At 40.6% G+C, this 19,715-nt stretch carries 18 protein-coding genes and 1 pseudogene; 13 read left to right on the top strand and 6 right to left on the bottom strand.

Annotated features, from left to right (window positions below; genetic code table 11):
- Positions 1–298: 298 nt before the first annotated feature.
- The 5 genes from mazG to WC743_RS14990 all read left to right on the top strand — a co-directional run bounded on the left by mazG (position 299) and on the right by WC743_RS14990 (position 4,495).
- Entirely contained in the window at positions 299–1,102 is an 804-nt protein-coding gene (gene mazG, locus WC743_RS15010; protein ID WP_373013047.1) for a nucleoside triphosphate pyrophosphohydrolase, read from the top strand.
- Between the two features lie 67 nt (positions 1,103–1,169).
- A complete protein-coding gene (locus WC743_RS15005) occupies positions 1,170–1,616 on the top strand; it encodes a hypothetical protein (protein WP_373013046.1) in 447 nt (148 codons plus the stop codon).
- A gap of 170 nt (positions 1,617–1,786) precedes the next feature.
- Positions 1,787–2,341: an RNA polymerase sigma factor gene (locus tag WC743_RS15000; protein ID WP_373013044.1), complete on the top strand. Its 555-nt coding sequence runs from the start codon at positions 1,787–1,789 to the stop codon at positions 2,339–2,341.
- Positions 2,334–3,773, top strand: coding sequence for a hypothetical protein (locus WC743_RS14995; RefSeq protein WP_373013042.1), 1,440 nt, complete (start codon positions 2,334–2,336; stop codon positions 3,771–3,773). The genes WC743_RS15000 and WC743_RS14995 overlap by 8 nt, the downstream gene beginning before the upstream one ends.
- Positions 3,770–4,495 (top strand): hypothetical protein, encoded by a 726-nt coding sequence (locus WC743_RS14990; RefSeq protein WP_373013040.1) that lies wholly within the window; start codon positions 3,770–3,772, stop codon positions 4,493–4,495. Before WC743_RS14995 ends, WC743_RS14990 begins: the two co-directional genes overlap by 4 nt.
- A gap of 22 nt (positions 4,496–4,517) precedes the next feature.
- Here WC743_RS14990 and WC743_RS14985 read toward each other — a convergent pair whose 3' ends face one another.
- A complete protein-coding gene (locus WC743_RS14985; protein WP_373013038.1) occupies positions 4,518–5,786 on the bottom strand; it encodes an ABC transporter permease in 1,269 nt (422 codons plus the stop codon).
- A gap of 33 nt (positions 5,787–5,819) precedes the next feature.
- On the opposite strand from WC743_RS14985, the gene WC743_RS14980 reads away from it, so the two are divergent.
- The 4 genes and pseudogenes from WC743_RS14980 (at position 5,820) to tnpA (ending at position 9,298) form a co-directional block, all read left to right on the top strand.
- Positions 5,820–7,049: an exo-beta-N-acetylmuramidase NamZ domain-containing protein gene (locus WC743_RS14980; RefSeq protein WP_373013036.1), complete on the top strand. Its 1,230-nt coding sequence runs from the start codon at positions 5,820–5,822 to the stop codon at positions 7,047–7,049.
- Between the two features lie 71 nt (positions 7,050–7,120).
- Positions 7,121–8,038 (top strand): methionyl-tRNA formyltransferase, encoded by a 918-nt coding sequence (fmt, locus tag WC743_RS14975; RefSeq protein ID WP_373013034.1) that lies wholly within the window; start codon positions 7,121–7,123, stop codon positions 8,036–8,038.
- 6 nt (positions 8,039–8,044) lie between these two features.
- On the top strand, positions 8,045–8,839 hold the full coding sequence (locus WC743_RS14970) for a DUF3050 domain-containing protein (RefSeq protein ID WP_373013032.1): 795 nt from the start codon (positions 8,045–8,047) through the stop codon (positions 8,837–8,839).
- A pseudogene (gene tnpA / locus WC743_RS14965) lies at positions 8,839–9,298 on the top strand (IS200/IS605 family transposase). Before WC743_RS14970 ends, tnpA begins: the two are co-directional and overlap by 1 nt.
- A gap of 829 nt (positions 9,299–10,127) precedes the next feature.
- Here tnpA and WC743_RS14960 read toward each other — a convergent pair.
- Positions 10,128–10,964, bottom strand: coding sequence for an aminotransferase class IV (locus tag WC743_RS14960; protein ID WP_373013030.1), 837 nt, complete (start codon positions 10,962–10,964; stop codon positions 10,128–10,130).
- 144 nt (positions 10,965–11,108) lie between these two features.
- Entirely contained in the window at positions 11,109–12,164 is a 1,056-nt protein-coding gene (locus tag WC743_RS14955; protein ID WP_373013028.1) for an RluA family pseudouridine synthase, read from the bottom strand.
- Between the two features lie 77 nt (positions 12,165–12,241).
- On the opposite strand from WC743_RS14955, the gene WC743_RS14950 reads away from it, so the two are divergent.
- From WC743_RS14950 to WC743_RS14940, 3 genes are all read left to right on the top strand, one after another.
- The gene (locus tag WC743_RS14950) at positions 12,242–13,129 is read left to right on the top strand and encodes a 1-aminocyclopropane-1-carboxylate deaminase/D-cysteine desulfhydrase (RefSeq protein ID WP_373013026.1); all 888 of its coding nucleotides are present in this window, start codon (positions 12,242–12,244) and stop codon (positions 13,127–13,129) included.
- A 277-nt stretch (positions 13,130–13,406) separates the two neighbouring features.
- Complete coding sequence (lat, locus tag WC743_RS14945; RefSeq protein WP_373013025.1) at positions 13,407–14,738, top strand: L-lysine 6-transaminase; 1,332 nt, start codon at positions 13,407–13,409, stop codon at positions 14,736–14,738.
- Positions 14,739–14,926: 188 nt separating this feature from the next.
- On the top strand, positions 14,927–15,373 hold the full coding sequence (locus WC743_RS14940) for a hypothetical protein (protein ID WP_373013023.1): 447 nt from the start codon (positions 14,927–14,929) through the stop codon (positions 15,371–15,373).
- Positions 15,374–15,464: 91 nt separating this feature from the next.
- Here WC743_RS14940 and bshB1 read toward each other — a convergent pair whose 3' ends face one another.
- From bshB1 to WC743_RS14925, 3 genes are read right to left on the bottom strand one after another with little or no spacing between them, the layout of a single operon-like run.
- The gene (gene bshB1 / locus WC743_RS14935) at positions 15,465–16,190 is read right to left on the bottom strand and encodes a bacillithiol biosynthesis deacetylase BshB1 (protein WP_373013022.1); all 726 of its coding nucleotides are present in this window, start codon (positions 16,188–16,190) and stop codon (positions 15,465–15,467) included.
- Between the two features lie 15 nt (positions 16,191–16,205).
- Entirely contained in the window at positions 16,206–16,706 is a 501-nt protein-coding gene (locus WC743_RS14930; RefSeq protein ID WP_373013021.1) for a glutathione peroxidase, read from the bottom strand.
- A gap of 2 nt (positions 16,707–16,708) precedes the next feature.
- Complete coding sequence (locus WC743_RS14925) at positions 16,709–17,326, bottom strand: DUF4294 domain-containing protein (protein ID WP_373013019.1); 618 nt, start codon at positions 17,324–17,326, stop codon at positions 16,709–16,711.
- A gap of 108 nt (positions 17,327–17,434) precedes the next feature.
- Between WC743_RS14925 and WC743_RS14920 the strand changes: the two genes are divergently transcribed.
- Positions 17,435–19,657, top strand: coding sequence for a bifunctional (p)ppGpp synthetase/guanosine-3',5'-bis(diphosphate) 3'-pyrophosphohydrolase (locus WC743_RS14920; RefSeq protein WP_373013017.1), 2,223 nt, complete (start codon positions 17,435–17,437; stop codon positions 19,655–19,657).
- The last annotated feature ends 58 nt before the right edge of the window (positions 19,658–19,715 follow it).

Below are 19,715 nucleotides of genomic sequence, written 5' to 3'. Positions count from 1 at the left end.
ATTTAAGCCCGAAGCATAGCAAAGTCAGAGGACCGAATCCCTAAATAGGTCTCCACACCTAGGATCGGAGCTGGTTCACCTCTGACTTGCGATATCTTTTAAATATAAAACAAACCTAATGGATTGGAGCGGATACCGGCCTTGTGGCTAAGGCCATGTGCAGTATAAGTGCAAAGCCCGGCCGCAGGCAACTCCCGGCAAAAAACAATTCTGTTTGCTTAAACTGATGAACTGTTCTAAAAACGCAATTAGCAATTAATTTAAAAATCCGCACATTTGCATATTCTAAATTAATGCTATGCCTATAACTGCTCCTATTACCGCTGCAACACCATCTTCTGCATTTGACCGCCTGCTTACCATTATGGATGACCTGCGGATTAATTGCCCATGGGATAAAAAGCAAACGTTGGAAAGCCTTCGCCATTTAACTATAGAAGAAACTTACGAGCTTTCTGATGCCATATTAAGCGGCGATATGGATGAAATAAAAAAGGAATTGGGAGATATTATGCTACACCTGGTTTTTTACTCGCGCATAGCATCAGAAACTAATGATTTTAACATAACCGGCGTTTTAAATGGCATTTGCGATAAGCTGATAAACCGCCACCCCCATATTTACGGCGATACTGAGGTTAAGGATGAGAACGACGTAAAGCGCAACTGGGAACAAATAAAGCTTAAAGAAGGAAATAAATCTGTACTGGGTGGCGTGCCTGCATCTTTACCGGCATTGGTAAAAGCATCACGCATACAAGAAAAAGCCCGCGGCGTAGGTTTTGATTGGGATAACAAGGACCAGGTATGGGCCAAAGTGGAAGAAGAACTGCAGGAATTTAAAGATGAATTTAATCTGGCCGATGAAACCACCATTGACCATGAAAAGGCCGAAGGTGAATTTGGCGATCTGTTATTTTCATTAATAAACTATGCCCGCTTTATAAATATTAACCCCGAGGATGCACTTGAAAAAACAAATCGCAAATTTATAAAGCGGTTCCAATACCTGGAAAGTAAGGCTGCCGAAAATGGCAAACAACTACATGATATGAGCCTTACAGAGATGGATGTTTTTTGGAACGAGGCCAAGAAAGTTTAAAAAATATTCTTTAGGGTGTAGCGTTTATTAATTACAACCCGTAATATATAGCGTAACAGTTAAAATTATGAAAAGAATATCTATTTATTTATTACCGGCATTATTAGTTTTATCATTATTTGCAACCGGGTGTTTAAGCAATAAAACCAGTAATCCTGTCCCTTATCCAATCGGTACCTTTGAGGGCCAGTTTAGGTTACTACATAAAAAGCTTAATGAAACCAAAATTGACACGCTAAAAAAAGCAAATATTCAATTAGTATTAGAAACTGGTGGGGCTTACAAAGTGCTGGGCGATACAGCTACTGTACATGCAGGCAGCAAAGGCCAATATGGCATAAACGCTACCTATATGGCATTTAATGACGAAACTTACCCTAAAACCGGCACACCTGTAAAAATTCACCTTTATGGGAATTATTTTTACAATTACGACGGTAGCACTAACCTGGTAATTTTGGTTAACCAGGGAGATACTTTGAATTACAGATACGACCTGAAGAGGGTTAACTAAATTATTAATGTGTTTTAATTAAAAGCCATTCTTTTATAAGGAGTGGCTTTTATATTAACCGGAATAACATAAAAGCAGCCGGTTTTCACAACAAACATTTATTTTTAATTTATTTTGTAGCATTTGCTATAAACAATGCGTAATATTTAAAAAGCGGGTACAAACTATTAATGCAATTACTCCACCGCCTTACCGAAGATGAAATTGTAAGTAAGTGCAAAACAGGTAGCCTTAAATACCAGGAATTGCTGTATAAGCAGTTCTATGGCTACGCTATGGGTATAAGCGCGCGCTATAGTTTAAATACTGATGATGCGTTAGAAGTAGTTAACGATGCTTTTATAAAAGTTTTTAATAACATTAATTCTTATAACACCGATAAACCCTTTAAAGCCTGGCTGCGCACTATTGTAGTTAACACAGCTATTGACAGGCGCCGTAAAGAGTTAAAATTTATGGCCAACACTGATCTGGACAGTGCTGTTGCTGTTGGCACAAATGCAAACGCGGTTGAAAATTTAAACGCACAGGATATATTAAAGCTGATGAAGCAATTACCGCACATACAGCTTACTATTTTTAATATGTACGAAATTGATGGTTACAACCATGATGAGATTGGTAAAATTTTGAACCTTCCGGCAAGTTCATCAAGAGTGTATTTAAGCCGGGCAAAAGATAAACTTAGGCAGCTAATAACAACAGAAACACAAAGCCATGGATGATAAGTTTGATAAAGATCTAACGAACCGCATCAGGGAGGTGTTTGAGGATTACCCATATCCTCCTGCTGATGAGGGCTGGGCACAGCTGCGAAAAAAATTCCCGGGCGAACCAAAAAATAATAAAATTGCCTGGCTATGGTGGAGCAGTGTTGCTGCTGCATTACTTGTATTTTTAGGCATGGGCCTATGGCTGCTTAACCCCGATAAGCCGGTTGAGAATGTAGCCAATAATATTGTAAAACCAATTCAAAAAGATTCTGTTGCGGCAACTAACGGAGCTAACTCAGCAGTTTCCGGGGATAATATTGCATCATCACAAAAGCCGGCTGCACAACTACCTGCCGAACAAACAGATAAACAACAGACTACAGATGCATCACAAAATGCAGATGTTTTACAAAATAATAAGTACAATAATAGTTTGGCTAAGAGCTACCCACGTGCAACACCCCGGCCTGAAAACTTTAGTCGTGCTGTGCCGCCTGCTGTACAATACCCGGTAACCGATGGTGCTCCCGAAAAAACACCTGTGGCAATTGCTGCTGTCCCTAAAACTTTACCAGACAGCCAGAAGGTTATTATTAATAAAGCCCCCGGGCAGCAAATTGCAAAAAACAATCAACCTGTAATAGTTGATAATAGCAATGATGCCGTTAAACAAAAAGTACAGCCGCCAAAAAGCATTATGGAGCTGCTAAAAAGTGAAAGGGGAAATGCTATAGTTAAAAACAAGGCACCTGATAAACAGGATAGTAAAAAAGTTAACTTTAGCGTGTATGCCGCTACTTATTTAAATTATGCTACGGGCAGTGCCAATCAAATAAACGCGGGCGCCGGTTTTACTTCAGATATAAAACTGAGCAATAACATCAAACTTTCTACCGGGGTTTCGTTAGCACAAAACACCTTGAGATATGATAATGCCCCGCCAAGCAATGGGGGGCAACTATACTCAAGTGCGGCGCCTAATTCAGCTATCAGTCAGGCAAATGCATTTGTTACCGGTAAAAGTTTAAGTGTGCCGGAATTTAAGAACTATAATGCACGTTTAGTGGGTTTAGATATCCCTGTGAATATTAAATATGAGTTTAATCCGCAAAAGAATGACACTTACATATCAGCGGGCTTAAGTTCAGGTACGTTTATAGATGAGCGCTATACTTCCAGCTATCAATACAGGGAGGCTAGTCCTCAGGGATATTCAACTGTCACCCGGCAGGAGGACGAAACTTCAAGCAAAAGCTTTAACAGTTTTTATTTTGGTAAAACACTGAATGTTGCTTTTGGTATAGGTTATCCGCTGGGTAAAAATAACCGCTTAATTATTGAACCTTTCTTAAAGTACCCGCTTGATGGGCTTGGTGCACAACAAATACGTTTTGGTGCCGGCGGACTAAACCTAAAGATCAATTTTAAAGGCTCAAAAAAATGAAGAAACTTGTACTAAGTGTATCCTTCTTATTTATTGCAACACAATTATTTGCCCAAAAGGTAGAAGTTACCGTACAGGCAATTTCGGGATTATACCACTACAGTGGTGCATCTACAACAGGCAGCTCTTCTATAAATGGTGGTTCTGACAATAGCTTAAATTATACTAATAACCCTTACGGCAATAAAAATGGCTTTAGTTATGGCGGTGCAGTGCAAGCCCAAATTATAGTAAGACATGGCTTTATTGTTGGTTTAGGTGCCGCTTATGAGATACTAAAAAGTAAGGTTGATATTGTTAGTTACAATATGTACAATGCTAATGCAGCCCTGATTAATACATCCCCTATTACCGTAACCGGACGCACTTATTTGCAAAGCAATTATATTAACCTTAACCCATACATAGGCTACCGGATGAATGCTGGATATTTTAAGCTGGATATTTTACCGGGGGTAGACGTTGGCATAAAAACCGAAACACGCGAACACGGTAAGGCTACTTATACAGAAGGAACCGTTTATACCGATAGAAGCAGGCCGGATAAAGATGTGGATTTAAGATTGAGGATTGGCCTGGCAGCAACCTACAATCGTATAGGTATTATTGCGAGTTACGCGCATGGCCTAACCAATTTTCAGGATGGTATGATAGGTGGAGTAGGCCCTTATGAAGCCCGTAGTGAATTAATGCGCTTAGGTATTAGCTACCGGTTATTCTAAGAGATACAAATTCGCTTCAAATTTATTTAAACCTGATGGCCTTTACCGGCGAGATGCGTGTAACCAGCATTGATGGTATGATGAGTACCAGCAGGCATACTATCAGCGTACTCAGGTTTAACATTATTACATCACCGGCTTCAAATTTTATAGGGACAAAGGTCATGTAGTAAGATGCCTGGTCAAGTTTAAAAATATGCGTTCTTTGCTGAAAATAACCTATTCCGAGCCCTAATAAGTTGCCTAATAACAACCCCACTCCTATTAAATAAGCCGCGTTGTACAGGAATATCTTTTGAATAACCCAGTTCCCGGCACCCATGGCTTTAAATATGCCTATCATTGCGGTACGTTCCAGTATCATTATTAACAGGGCCGATATCATGTTAATAACCGCTACGGCCGTCATCAGCACCAGCATTACTACGGTGTTAACGTCAAGCAGGTTTAGCCATTCAAAAATAGTTGGGTAGTTTTCTATTAAAGTATTTGATTTAAGGATGATAGGCAAAATGTCGTCAATAGCATCGGCGGTACTGCCTACCCTGTTAAAGTCTTTTACCCTAACCTCATAACCGCCTATTTCGCCTTTTTTCCAATTGTTTAAACGTCTTATTAATGCAAGGTTGCTTATTACAAAGGTCTTATCTACCTCGTCAACCCCAAGGTTAAAGATGCCTGTTATTTTGAATTTACGTTTACGTGCCGGTTGCCCTTCCTTTATAAAATACATGAGCAGGTCATCGCCGGCTTTTAGCTTTAAACGGTTGGCAGTGTATTGTGATATTAATACCTGCAGCGTAGAATCTTTAAAATTCATTACAGAGCCCGATACCAGCGCTTTTTTGATGTAGTCCCAGTTGTAATCTTTATCTACCCCCTTAAGCACTACCCCCTCAATTTCGTTATTGGCTTTTATAATACCCGGCTTGGTTGCATATGGAGTAATGCTTGCAACCTGTCTCAAACTCCGGATGTTTTTTACAACCGCGGCACTATCGGCAAAAGAGGAGTTCTCGTAAGAGTTGTTATTATCTAACTTAATGATCTGTATATCGCCGGCAAAGCCCCTTACCTTGTCTTTTATCTCGCCCTTGAAGCCTTTTATTACCGCAAGCGATAATATCATAACACCCAAACCCAGCATTATGCCTATAATGGCAATGCGCACTATCAGTTTTGAAAATGTACGCTTTGACTTGAAAGTAATACGACTTGATATAAACCTGGCGAAACTCAATGCAGAATGATTTTTGTACCTTCGCAAATATGCGTTTTTACAGTTAAACATACTGCTTTTAAATTTGCTTTAACTTTATAAAATATGATCAGAGTAAAGTTAGTTCTCTCTTTTATTGTAATTAGCCGCCTGTTTTTTGGCTGCGACAACTTTGCACAGGCACCTAAAAAACCTGCCGTTAGTGCCAAAAAAAACATCGTAAAACCAATTGTCCCAGCTGCGGACCAGGTGCCTGTTTACATTGATTACCTGCGCGGTAAAAACATTGGTATGCTCATTAACCAAACTTCTGTTATCGGCAGTAAAAAAATGCCTTTGGTTGATAGTTTGCTGAAACTGGGCATCGGCATAAAAAAAATATACGGCCCCGAGCATGGTTTTAGGGGGAATGCCAGCGATGGCGCCACTATTGATAACACGGTAGATTCGGTTACCGGCTTGCCCGCAATATCGTTATACGGCAAACACAACAAGCCCACAGTTGAAGACCTGAAAGGTATTAACCTGGTAATATTTGATGTACAGGATGTTGGCGCCCGTTTTTACACCTACATATCAACCCTGCATTATGTAATGGAGGCCTGTGCCGAAAACAATATTGAGTTGATGATACTTGACAGGCCAAACCCCAACGGCGTATATGTTGATGGCCCCATTTTAGATCCCGCCTACCAGTCATTCGTTGGCATGCACCCTATCCCCATTGTACATGGCATGACCATTGCCGAATATGCCCAAATGATAAACGGCGAAGGCTGGTTAAAGAACAAGGTTAAATGCAAGCTAAAAATTATTAAGGTAGCCAACTATACAAGGGACATGGCTTACAAGCTTCCGGTTAGCCCGTCGCCTAATTTAAATACAGATCAGTCTATATTGCTGTACCCGCATATATGTTTGTTTGAAGGCACTGCATTTAGTTTGGGCAGGGGTACCATGTTCCCTTTCCAGGTAATTGGCAGCCCGCTGTTAAAGGGCAAATATGATTTTTCGTTTAAACCGGTAAGCATACCCGGCATGAGCGATAACCCACCTCTTAAGGACCAGGTTTGTTATGGCCTTAATTTAAAAGATTACAATACGGAAATCATTAAGAAATCCGGAAGGCTTAATTTAGCGTGGCTGTTAGATCTATATAAAGTATACCCGGATAAAGAGCATTTCTTTACCGCTTACTTTACCAAGCTTGCCGGTAACGATATATTGAAAAAACAAATTATTGCCGGTAAAACCGAGGCGGAGATCCGGAACAGCTGGGAACCCGGATTGTCTAAATTTAAAGCTACACGTAGTAAATACTTGTTATACAAGTAATATTTTCAGGAGTGCAAATACATAGGTAACAGTAGTTTTAACTTTATACACATCATAACATTTAGTAGCTTATGAGAATTATATTTATGGGGACGCCCCAGTTTGCCGTTGCATCGCTTGATGCCTTAATAACTGCGGGATGCGATGTTGTGGCGGTAGTGACCGCACCCGATAAACCAGCCGGCAGAGGGCAAAAGGTTAACCAATCCGCCGTTAAACAATATGCCGAAGCGAATGGCATTAAAGTGCTGCAGCCCGAAAAATTAAAGAACCCTGAATTTTTAGAAGAGTTAAAAGCGCTACACGCCGATTTACAGGTGGTGGTAGCCTTCCGCATGCTGCCCGAAGTGGTTTGGAATATGCCGCCAAAAGGCACCATTAACTTGCACGCGTCTTTATTACCGCAATACCGTGGCGCGGCCCCTATAAACTGGGCAATAATTAACGGTGAGAAAGAGAGCGGCGTAACCACCTTCTTTTTAAAACATGATATTGATACCGGAGATATATTATTTACAGAAAAAGTTACTTTAAAAGGAACCGAAACCGCCGGCGACCTGCACGACTGGTTAATGGCCAAAGGCGCGGGCTTGCTTGTAAAAACAGTAAAAGGAATAGAAAGCGGCCGCTATAGCGAGCATCCGCAGGAACATTTGGCCGAAGGCATGGAATTAAAACATGCCCCTAAAATATTTAAAGAAGATTGCTTAATTGACTTTAATCAGCCTGCCGAAAAGGTTTATAACCTCATCCGCGGGTTAAGCCCTTCCCCTACAGCGTACACTACATTAAACGGTAAGGTATTGAAAACATACAATGCTACTTTTGAGGTAACTGAGCCGGGCATATCGCCGGGCGCGTTTGTTTCTGATAACAAAACCCATTTAAAATTTGCCGCCAAAGACGGCTATGTAAGCTTAACCGATGTACAGCTGGAGGGTAAAAAGCGAATGAGTGTTGAAGAGTTTTTAAGAGGGAATAAACTATAGAATTGAATGAATAGTACTGATAAGATAACACAACTTAAAAAAGAGATTGAACCACTGCGCCAACAACTGATAGCGCACCCTTTATATCAAAGCATAAACACTATCGACGACCTGCATGTGTTTATGCAGCATCACATATTTGCTGTTTGGGATTTTATGTCGCTGTTAAAAGCGCTGCAGCAAAACCTAACTTGTACCACCCTACCCTGGGTGCCTGTTGGCAATGCCAATACCCGTTACCTTATCAATGAAATTGTAACCGGCGAGGAGAGTGATGTTGATGAGAACGGTATCCGTACCAGTCACTTTGAGCTGTATTTGAAAGCGATGCAGCAATCAGGCTGTGATGCATCAGCAATAATTTCGTTATTTAAAGAACTAAGTTACCAGGCCGATGTACAGATAGCCCTTGCAAATGCAGAGATCCCGCAAACAACACGAGATTTTGTAAAGCATACCTTTGATGTTATAGCCACCAACAAAAGCTTTATACAGGCAGCCGTATTTACATTCGGTCGTGAAGATCTTATACCCGGCATGTTTATAGAAATGGTTAAGAAGCTAAACCGGCAATTGCCCGGCAAAACAGATACATTTTTATACTATCTGGAACGGCACATTGAAGTTGACGGCGACCACCACTCCAACCTGGCCTATGAAATGACCGCCCAGCTATGCGGCGATGACAATACCAAATGGGCCGAAGCAACAACTGCCGTTAAAGAAGCACTACAGGCAAGAATTGCTTTGTGGGATGGCATATTGACGAGTATAAAGGAAGCAGAAAGCGTGGAAGGGTGATGGCAAATACCTACACACAATTATATATTCACTTTGTGTTTGCTGTTAAATTTAGGGCTGCTCAGTTGAATAACGAATGGGATGATCGCCTACGTTTATATATTACTGCTATCGTTCAAAGCAATGGACACAAAATTAGCCATAAATAACATGCATGATCATGTACACATGTTTATCGGTTTAAATACCACACAATCTGTTTCTGATATAATGCGGTTAGTAAAGGGTGATTCATCCGAATGGATAAACAAGGAAAAACTAACTCCGGGCAGATTTCAATGGCAAGACGGCTATGGTGCATTTAGTTACAGCAAATCGCAACTTGACAAAGTTGTTAAGTATATAAACAATCAACAAGAACATCATAAAAAATTTGATTTCTTAGACGAGTACAAACAATTGCTCACCAGCTTCGATATAGAATTTAACGAGAAATATATATTTAAACAGCCTGAATAGTGGAGAAGGGTAGCTCCTACGGAGCAAAGGGATTGTTGTTTCCTTTTCTACAAAGCGTTAGTTCCTACGGAACATTATTAAAAATATTAGCTATAACAATAAAACACCCCAGCGGGTAACTGCTTTGTAAAAAACAACCAACAAAGCGTTAGCTCCTACAGAATATTATTCAACAAACACCGGATATAACCCTAAAGGGTAGCTCCTACGGAGCAAAGAGAATGTTGTTTCCTTTTTCTACAAAGCGTTAGTTCCTACGGAACATTATTAGAAATATTGATTTTAACCAATAAGATAATATACCCCAGAGGGGTAACCGCTTTGTAGAAAAAGATGAGATCAAATTTATGCCCTGTTAAGGGCTGCCCGTTATACTACAAACATCGGATATAACTCTAAAAGGGTAGCTCCTACGGAGCAAAGGGATTGTTGTTTCCTTTTTTACAAAGCGTTAGTTCCTACGGAACATTATTAGAAATATTAGCTATAACAATAAAATACCCCAGATGGGTAATCGCTTTGTAGAAAAACAATAGCAAATTTTGCCCTGTTAAAGGCTACCCCTTATGCTACAAACATCGGATATAACTCTAAAAGGGCAGCTCCTAACGGAGCAAAAAATTATTTTCTTCCTTTTTCTACAAAGCGTTAGTTCCTACGGAACATTATTAACTACACCCAGTATAACTTATAGTTTACACTATTATTTTTTTAAATAAATCCTATCGACCCTATGCAATATACCCCAGCGGGGTAACCGCTTTGTAGAAAAAGGTGAGAGCAAATTTATGCCCTGTTAAGGGCTACCCGGTATACAATATCAGTCTGCTTACAACTTATTCAACTCGTCCATTAACCCTTTGCTTACGCGGTTAAAATAACGCTTTACGCCATATCCCATCACCCATTGTATGCCTTTGGTGGCATTGGTTAAAAACACCTCGTCGGCCTGGTTCAAAATTTCGGCGTTTATCTGGGCTTCGGTTATCGGGATATTGTTATCAAGGGCCAATTTTATTACTATCCGCCTCATTACACCTTCAACACAGCCTTCACTTAATGCAGGGGTATATAAATGATTTTCATACCAAACAAACAGGTTTGAACTACCGGCCTCGCATAAAAATCCATTTTGATTCAGCAAAAATACCTCATCCAGCTTGTTCTGTTGCTTGTATATCCCAGCCATGGTGTAAATAAGGGAATTACAGGTTTTAATATTCGACAACCAGTTTAAAGGCTTGGGCAATTCGGTGTAAACATCCATTATCAAACCGCGCTCATTCAGAAAATAGCGGGGCTCATCAATTTCGGTCACCTCAAGGCAATAGCCCATTTTATTTTGAGAAGGTGCATATAAACCTTCGGCATCCCTGTAAACCGTTAGGCGTAAGCGGCCGTGTTTAATTTTGTTTCTGCGGGCAAGCTCTTCAACCTTTTCTTTTAAAAACCAGCTATCTGTTTGCGAGTAGCCATCTATCTTAAGCGCCTTCATCCCTTTTTGCAGGCGTTCGGCGTGTAACTCCGGAAATTTGAGCTTGCCTTTCATCAGGCGCATACTTTCAAACAAACCATCACCATACCTGAATCCCCTGTTGGCAATGGTAAGCAGCAAGCTATCTGCAGGTAATATCTCCCCGTTAAAGTTGATGTAGTTCGGCGTCATATAGATTTTAGATATGAGATATTAGATTTGAGCTATACTTATTACAACCTTTTCTCACTATCAACTTTTATAAACTTAAAAAATTATTAATAATCTTAACTTATATTGATTTGAAACTCCCTAACGGGTTATTTGTTTTTACATCTAACCTTGTGCTTCGTCTCCTATCTCCGAGCTTGCGCTGGTATATTTACGCCATTTTTCCAAAACACCTTTAAAATCTGCAGGCAGGGGCGCTTCAAAATTCAGGATCTTCTTTTGTGTGGGATGCAAAAACCCAAGCGATTGCGCATGCAGCGCCTGCCTCGGCATAATCTCAAAGCAATTTTCAACAAACTGCCGGTATTTACTAAACACTGTGCCCTTTAAAATTTTATCGCCGCCATACATGGCATCACTAAATAACGGGTGCCCAATATGCCGCATGTGCGCACGAATCTGGTGCGTACGGCCGGTTTCCAGTTTACACTCAATAAGGGTAACATAGCCCATGCGCTGTAACACCCTGTAATGCGTTACGGCCCATTTACCCTTCTCCGGATCATCATATATCGACATTACCCTGCGGTCGTTCACGCTGCGGCCAATATAGCCGCTAACAGTGCCATCCTGCTCTATATCACCCCAAACCAAAGCAATATACTTACGACTAATAGTATGGTCAAAAAATTGCTTGGCCAGCCAGTTCATACTGCGTTCGTTCTTGCTTATTAGCAGCAATCCCGATGTATCCTTATCAATACGATGAACCAGTCCCGGCCTGCCATCGTTACCAGGCAAGGTTGGCAATTGCTGAAAATGGTATACCAAAGCATTAACCAGTGTACCCGTATAGTTATTATAACCGGGATGCACCACCATGCCGGCAGCCTTGTTCACTATCAGCACATCATCATCCTCATAAACAATTTCAATGGGGATGTTTTCCGGGTAAACCTCGGTATCACGCGGCGGATGTGGCAGCACAACCGATATCACATCCTGCGGTTTAACTTTATAGCTGGATTTAACGGGCTTATCATTTACAAGTACATTATTCAGCTCAATGGCATTTTGGATGCGGTTACGTGATGCATTCTCAACACGGTGCATTAAAAATTTATCAATGCGCAATAAAGACTGGCCCTTATCAACCACCACACGCAAGTGCTCATATAAGTCCTGTTCGTCCTGTTCAAATAAGTCGTTTTCCTCTATCATTTCAGGGGCAAAAGTAAGCTTATTCCCTTAATCCCCCTAACTGACCGTAGCGGGAGAAATTATTTTAAATTTGTGGTATGGATATTAGCCTTGACTTGTTTAGCCCTGTTCATCAAATTAAAAATATATTGTTTGATGATAAAGGGCTTGAGGTTTTTATCAAGCGGGATGATATGATACACCCCGTTATATCAGGCAATAAATGGCGTAAACTAAAATACATTCTGCAACGGGCACAAACCGAAGGCAAAACCCGCCTGGTTACATTTGGGGGCGCATATTCCAACCACTTACTGGCAACCGCGGCGGCGGCAGCAAGGTTTGGTTTTAAGGCAACAGGGATAGTACGCGGGGAAGAAGTACAGAATGATACCCTGTTTTTATGCCGTTTGCATGGCATGCAACTAATATTTACTAACCGCGAAAGCTACCGCGATAAACCTGCATTATTTAATAAATACTTTGCTGATGATACCGACGCCTTTTTCATTGATGAGGGTGGCGCATCGCCCGAGGCTGCCAAGGGATGCAGCGAACTGGTAAATGAGCTTACCCAAACTTATGACCACATATTTTGCGCCTGCGGAACCGGCACAACAGCAGCAGGAATAATCAATGGCATTGTACAGCATAATTCACCTACCCAATTCAACGCAATACCCGTGTTTAAAAATGGTGATTTTATAAAGGATGAGATAGATAAGCTTTTAACCGTACCCATAAATTATCAATTGCACACGGGTTATCACTTTGGCGGATATGGCAAAACTACCGATGAGTTAATAAGGTTCATTAAACAATTTGTAACCGATACCGGCATCCTCATTGAGCCGGTGTACACAGGCAAAATGCTTTATGCATTATATGACCTTGCCACAAAAGATCATTTCAAGCCCGGCAGTAAAATACTGGCCATCCATACCGGCGGTATTTGGGGTTTGCTGGGAATGAAAGAGAAGTTTTAACCGGGATTAAGCAGATTTTTACGATTGACGGGATTTTGGTACGAAGCAATCCCCGATATGCATGTTGCTTACTTTTCTATTTGGGATTGCTTCGTACCTCGCAATGACGCGCTTATTTTTGCGCATTTGCACATCAACAACATCTATACCATTCGCTGGTAGAGTTCAAAAACTATGTTTAGTTTATTTAAAGTTACTTTTTTGCCAATCGGTTCAAAAACCTTTAAATTATTGATATTTAGGGCTTTTTAGTAGATTTGTAACAAACCAGTTCCCTATGTATAAATTGCAAGTAACTCCGCAAAACGTTCAGGCTACTTTAAGTAAACATATTTTGGCCGATGGTTTCGACCTCACGTTTGATATGGAAAAAAGCCAGGGCGTTCATATCTACGATGCTAAAAATAACCGCACGCTGTTAGATTTTTTCACTTGCTTTGCATCTGTCCCGTTGGGTTATAATCATCCCCAAATGCTTAACGACGAGGTTTTTAAAAAGAACCTTTTATTGGCCGCGTTAACCAACCCATCTAACTCTGATATTTATACAGAACAGTATGCCCAGTTCCTGGAAACTTTTTCGCGGGTAGGCATACCCGACTATCTGCCCCACGCCTTCTTTATATCTGGCGGCACTTTAGCAATTGAGAACGCTTTAAAGGTGGCAATGGATTGGAAAGTACAAAAGAACTTTGCAAAAGGCCATACCAGCGAAAAAGGTTTTAAGGTGATCCATTTTGAGCATGCTTTTCATGGCCGGTCTGGTTATACCTTAAGCCTTACTAATACCCTGCCCGTTAAAACCAAATGGTTTGCCAAATTTGATTGGCCCAGGGTATCAACACCCGAAATTTATTTCCCGCTTAACGAAAGCAATATAGATGATCTATTAAGCCGAGAGGCAAAATCCATAGCAGAAATTAAAAAAGCCTTTGCCGATAACAAGGATGATGTATGTGCCATTATTATTGAGCCCGTATTATCAGAAGGCGGCGACAAGCACGTGCGCCAGGAGTTTTTAGAACAATTGCGTGTATTGGCTGATGAGAACGAAGCCATGCTGATTTATGACGAGGTACAAACCGGTGTTGGCTTAAGCGGTAAATTTTGGCTGCATCAGCACTTTGGCGAAAAAGCAAGGCCTGATATTTTAGCCTTTGGTAAAAAAATGCAGGTATGCGGTATACTGGCCGGTAAAAAAGTTGACGAGATAGAGAACAATGTGTTTAAAGTATCATCGCGCATTAACTCCACATGGGGAGGCAGTTTGGTTGATATGGTACGCTCATCAAAAATATTGGAGATAATTGAAGAAGACGGCCTGTGTGAAAAAGCCGCCCAAACCGGTGAATACTTACAAACCGGATTAAAAAATATTGCGGCTAAAAATAACATCGTTAGTAACGTACGGGGGAAAGGTTTGCTAACTTCTTTTGACTTTCCTGATAAAAGCACCCGCGATTCTTTTATTAATTATGGGTTACAAAATAATATCATGTATTTAGGCTGCGGTGAACGTACTATCCGTTTTAGGCCGGCACTTATTATTGAGCCCCAACATATTGATGAAGGCTTAGAAATGATCCAAAAAATATTACCTATGCTATAGTAAAATGTAATAATATCGCTACAAGCACCTGTTTAAAACTAAACAGGTGCTTTTTTTATTTACGATATACTATAATTGTATTGTAGCGTTAATATATAAATATTATTAACTATTAAATAAGTTACGCGGTATTATTAAAACATAATGGCAAAACACTTATTAGTATATATAAATAGATACTATCTATAATGAACAGACAAATTGAAAAATTAAAAAAACAACTTACAGAGATTGCTGAGGTTGTTAATTCTTTCCAGTCTGAAGCTGTACAAGTGCGTGTGGTTGACAGACTTTTAGACGAGATTATGGAAACAGAGAAGGGAGAGACGGAAGGATCTGAAATTTTCAATAAAAAAGTCCGTAGATCAAGAACAGGTAACGATGACAGGCATCAGCCATCACAACACAATCGTAAAAAACCCGGTGCTACTAAAGTATTAAACCAGTTACTTGCCAGCGACTTTTTTACACATCCGCATTCAATATCTTCCATTGCAGATTATTGCAAGGATAACTTCGCCTCTGATTTCAAAACATCTGAACTATCAGGCATTTTGCTAAAGCTTGCTAAAGAAAACAAGCTAAAAAGGGAAAGAAGCAATGAAAACAACCGCTTCGAATATGTAGCGGTTTAACCAAAAAGGCCCCGAAATTCGGGGCCTTTTTGGTTTTATGATTTAGTGGACTAATCCCGTTAGGGGTTTATACTTTGAGCGCCTGCGTATCCTACTTCAGGTCAAACAAATTATCTACACCTAAAATTTTGCGCGATGTAAAGCCTTCGGCGTATTTAACCTGGATGCTTTTACCAAACTCTCTTGCCCGGCCTTCAATTATTTGCATAAAATCTGGCGACGAGATATAGGTTTGTGGCTCGTCCTCATTCCATTCGGGGTTATGAAACTGCGAGGCATAGGCATAAATGCTTTCAACTTTTTTGTCCCAGTATTCTGTTACATCAATTACAATATCCGGTTGAATGTAGCGGTCCTGAATAAAGTGCAGCACTTGCTCTGGGCGCCATGCTTCCTGTGGTTCGCCGTTTAAGCTGGTTTCTATCCGGCGTAAGCCTGCTAAAAATGAAGCTGTTTCAACCAGTTCATTAGCGCGCCCATGATCAGGGTGGCGGTCATGATAGGCATTTGTAATAATAATTTCGGGCTGGTATTTGCGTATGGCTTCAATTACCTTTAACTGGTACTCTTTAGTATTGGTAAAAAAGCCATCGGGCAGTTCTAAATTTTCGCGTATAGTTACACCCAGTATTTCAGCAGCTTTTGCGGCTTCCTGGTCGCGGATCTCAGCAGTGCCCCGGGTACCTAATTCGCCACGGGTAAGGTCTATTATACCAACTTTATGGCCAAGTGCAATATGTTTTAAAATAACACCGGCGCAACCCAGTTCGGCATCGTCCGGGTGTACCGGTAAAACTAAAATATCTAATTTTAACATAAACAGAATTAATGATTATTGATCAGCAGATAGCAGGCGCTGTATCTTTTTCCTGACCTTTGAGGATGTAGGATTGGTGAATGGGTAAAAATAATCAACAACGGCGCCTTTGCGGTCAATTAAAAACTTATGAAAATTCCAGCGTGGAACGCAGCTTAAAACACCGTTCTCTTTTTTATCGCTCAAAAACTTATAAAGCGGGTTGGCATATGGGCCGCGCACCCTTATTTTATCAAATACAGGAAAGTTGTTGCCATAATTACTGCAAAACTGCTCAATTGCAACACCCTCTAAAGGTTCCTGCCCGCCAAAATCATTTGAGGGGAAAGCCAGTATCTCAAAATCTTTACCGGCAAATTCACTTTTTAAGTTTACCAGATCTTTCAGTTGGGGGGTAAAACTGCATTGCGATGCAATATTCACTATAAGTAGTACTTTATCTTTATAATCAGCTAAAGTAATATGATCTCCGTTTATCTTCTCAACGTTGAACTGGTAGATGTTTTTATTGTCCATTATCAATTTTGCATGGATACATAACCCACTTGCTGCAGTATTGTTTCAATATCGCGCTGCTCTTCACGGTCATAGGTCTCCTTTAAATTATGCCCAAATACTTTGGCTACAGACTGAAAAACAAAAGCTTTAAAACCACCTTTCAGTTCCTTCAACATATCATAGCTGGTATTACCGGTTTCGCGGTTTATTAACATAATTAATATCTCGCCCTGGTCAATGGTTAGGTTCTTTATATCTTTATTAAATAAACCCTTTACCTCTTTTTCGCAGGCTTTAATTAAGGCTTTCTGTTCCTTTTTATCGCCGGTAAGCGCCAGGTCGCGCTGTAGTTTTTGGTATCGTGCACCGGCAAAACGCACGTATGGCAAAACCTTCATTATATTATACTTTAAGCGAAAGTAATTTGCACGGTCTTGCGCACTCGCAAAAATGCGGGTATCAGTAATGACAACCTCGGGCAATACTATCCAGGGGACCAGCTCGCCATCAAGTTTTGTCATGTACGTTTTAACGGTATCATTTTTGCCAAGGATAACCGATGCTGCCGGTTTAGCGTCCTGGGCATTTGCTACCGCCAGCGTACAACAAAACAGAAGCATTAAAGTAATAAATTTCATATTTTTACCTGATACAAAATTAACGCAATTTATTTTGTTATTTTATATTAAACTGCAATAATTAATATTGTTACAGGTTAATTATATTATAGCACAAACGCTGATATAATGAAAGATTTAGTGATTGACCTGGAAGCCGAGAAGAAAGAGATCTTAAAAAGATACCGTACACTCCTGCGTGCAAGCAAATCTACCCTTCAAAAAGGCGATAAACGCATGATACGCAAGGCTTTTGATATGGCCTTGGAGAGCCATAAAGATATGCGCCGTAAAAGCGGCGAACCTTATATATACCACCCCATTGCTGTTGCACAAATAGCCGCCGAAGAGATAGGTTTGGGTACAACATCTATTGTATGCGCGTTACTGCATGATGTAGTAGAAGATACTGATGTTACCCTTGAAGATATTGAACTGGAATTTGGTAAAAAAGTAGCTAAAATTATTGATGGCTTAACCAAAATATCAGGCGTTTTTGATACTAATAGTTCATTACAAGCCGAGAACTTCCGTAAAATGCTGCTTACCCTTGCCGATGACGTAAGGGTAATACTCATAAAACTGGCCGACAGGCTGCACAATATGCGTACAATGGAGTTTATGCCGCGCGATAAGCAGCTAAAACTCTCATCAGAAACGGTTTACTTGTATGCCCCATTGGCACACAGATTAGGATTATATGCCATAAAGTCAGAACTGGAAGACCTTTCCATGAAGTACATGGAGCGCGAAACCTATTCATTCATTAAAAATAAACTGAACGAAAAAAAGGCGGAACGCGAAAAGTTTATCCGTGATTTTATTGAACCGGTTAATAAAGTGATAGAAGGCCAGGGCTTAAATGCCGAACTGTTTGGCAGGCCAAAATCTATCCACTCCATCTGGAACAAGATGAAGAAAAAGGCTATCCCGTTTGAGGAGGTGTATGACCTGTTTGCCATAAGGATAATACTGGACAGCACATCCGAAAATGAAAAAGCTGACTGCTGGAAAGCATACTCTATAGTTACGGATCTTTATCGCCCTAATCCGGACAGGCTGCGCGACTGGATCTCATCGCCGAAGGCAAATGGTTATGAATCATTACACACTACCGTTATGGGCCCCCGCGGGCAATGGGTTGAGGTGCAGATCCGTACCAAACGGATGAACGAGATTGCCGAAAAGGGCTTTGCGGCGCACTGGAAATATAAGGAATCATCAACAGACAGCGGTTTAGACCAATGGGTGCAAAAGGTTAGGGATATGCTTAAAAACCCCGACTCGAACGCGCTTGACTTTTTGGATGATTTTAAGATGAACCTTTTCAGCGACGAGATCTTCATCTTTACCCCTAAAGGTGCACTGATACAGTTACCGCTGAATGCTACAGCACTTGATTTTGCCTTTGAGATACACACCGATGTAGGTGCAAGCTGTATTGGTGCCAAAGTAAACCATAAACTGGTACCGCTAAGCTATAAACTGCAAAATGGCGACCAGGTAGAGATCATCACATCGGGCAAGCAAACACCTAAAGAGGATTGGCTAAACTTTGTGGTAACCGCAAAGGCAAAGGCTAAAATAAAATCGGCCTTAAAAGAAGAAAAACGTAAAGTAGCCGATGACGGCAAGGAAATACTGGAACGTAAGCTGAAATCGTTAAAGATCACTTACAATTCTGAAAACATACATAAGCTGAGCTATTACTTTAAGCTCCCTTCTACCCAGGACCTTTTCTTTAATGTGGCAAAGGGCCTTATTGACATGAAGGACCTGAAGGAATACCAGGCATCAGAAAAGGTAATTGAGAATAAACCACAAGACAAAATTGATACCGAACAATTGCAAAGCCTTGTGCGTAACATTAAAACCAAAGATAGCGATGTATTGCTTTTTGGTGAGGATTTGCAAAAGATAGATTATAAGCTGGCTAACTGCTGTAACCCTATTCCCGGCGATGATGTATTTGGCTTTGTAACGGTTAGCGATGGTATCAAAATTCATCGTACAAATTGCCCTAACGCGGCAAAGCTAATGGCTAACTACGGTTACCGTATTGTTAAAGCCAAATGGACCAAACAGCTGGAACTGGCATTTTTAACCGGTCTGCGCATTACCGGTATTGATGATGTTGGTTTAATAAACAAGTTAACCACGGTAATATCTAACGATTTTAAGGTAAACATCCGCTCTATTACGGTTGATAGCGATAACGGTATTTTTGAAGGATCGATAATGGTGTACGTTAATGATACCGAACACCTTGATAACCTGATCAGGAAAATTCAACAGGTAAAAGGAATTACATCCGTTATCAGGTTTGATTCTGTCGTTGAAAAAGCATCATAAAAGAGAGACAAGATATAAGAATTAAGATTTAGGACAAAGAAGTGTCTTGTCTCTTGAT

The organism is Mucilaginibacter sp. (assembly GCF_041660805.1).
Lineage (GTDB): Bacteria > Bacteroidota > Bacteroidia > Sphingobacteriales > Sphingobacteriaceae > Mucilaginibacter.
The sequence above is the reverse complement of the archived record's forward strand: the minus strand, read 5'-3'. Positions and strand labels throughout refer to the sequence as shown.

What these genes read in the sequence shown, in the direction of transcription:
- mazG (WP_373013047.1), top strand. Translation starts at nt 299, where the DNA reads ATGCCTATAACTGCTCCTATTACCGCTGCAACACCATCTTCTGCATTT.
- WC743_RS15005 (WP_373013046.1), top strand. Translation starts at nt 1,170, where the DNA reads ATGAAAAGAATATCTATTTATTTATTACCGGCATTATTAGTTTTATCA.
- WC743_RS15000 (WP_373013044.1), top strand. Translation starts at nt 1,787, where the DNA reads ATGCAATTACTCCACCGCCTTACCGAAGATGAAATTGTAAGTAAGTGC.
- WC743_RS14995 (WP_373013042.1), top strand. Translation starts at nt 2,334, where the DNA reads ATGGATGATAAGTTTGATAAAGATCTAACGAACCGCATCAGGGAGGTG.
- WC743_RS14990 (WP_373013040.1), top strand. Translation starts at nt 3,770, where the DNA reads ATGAAGAAACTTGTACTAAGTGTATCCTTCTTATTTATTGCAACACAA.
- WC743_RS14985 (WP_373013038.1), bottom strand. Translation starts at nt 5,786, where the DNA reads ATGTTTAACTGTAAAAACGCATATTTGCGAAGGTACAAAAATCATTCT.
- WC743_RS14980 (WP_373013036.1), top strand. Translation starts at nt 5,820, where the DNA reads ATGATCAGAGTAAAGTTAGTTCTCTCTTTTATTGTAATTAGCCGCCTG.
- fmt (WP_373013034.1), top strand. Translation starts at nt 7,121, where the DNA reads ATGAGAATTATATTTATGGGGACGCCCCAGTTTGCCGTTGCATCGCTT.
- WC743_RS14970 (WP_373013032.1), top strand. Translation starts at nt 8,045, where the DNA reads ATGAATAGTACTGATAAGATAACACAACTTAAAAAAGAGATTGAACCA.
- WC743_RS14960 (WP_373013030.1), bottom strand. Translation starts at nt 10,964, where the DNA reads ATGACGCCGAACTACATCAACTTTAACGGGGAGATATTACCTGCAGAT.
- WC743_RS14955 (WP_373013028.1), bottom strand. Translation starts at nt 12,164, where the DNA reads ATGATAGAGGAAAACGACTTATTTGAACAGGACGAACAGGACTTATAT.
- WC743_RS14950 (WP_373013026.1), top strand. Translation starts at nt 12,242, where the DNA reads ATGGATATTAGCCTTGACTTGTTTAGCCCTGTTCATCAAATTAAAAAT.
- lat (WP_373013025.1), top strand. Translation starts at nt 13,407, where the DNA reads ATGTATAAATTGCAAGTAACTCCGCAAAACGTTCAGGCTACTTTAAGT.
- WC743_RS14940 (WP_373013023.1), top strand. Translation starts at nt 14,927, where the DNA reads ATGAACAGACAAATTGAAAAATTAAAAAAACAACTTACAGAGATTGCT.
- bshB1 (WP_373013022.1), bottom strand. Translation starts at nt 16,190, where the DNA reads ATGTTAAAATTAGATATTTTAGTTTTACCGGTACACCCGGACGATGCC.
- WC743_RS14930 (WP_373013021.1), bottom strand. Translation starts at nt 16,706, where the DNA reads ATGGACAATAAAAACATCTACCAGTTCAACGTTGAGAAGATAAACGGA.
- WC743_RS14925 (WP_373013019.1), bottom strand. Translation starts at nt 17,326, where the DNA reads ATGAAATTTATTACTTTAATGCTTCTGTTTTGTTGTACGCTGGCGGTA.
- WC743_RS14920 (WP_373013017.1), top strand. Translation starts at nt 17,435, where the DNA reads ATGAAAGATTTAGTGATTGACCTGGAAGCCGAGAAGAAAGAGATCTTA.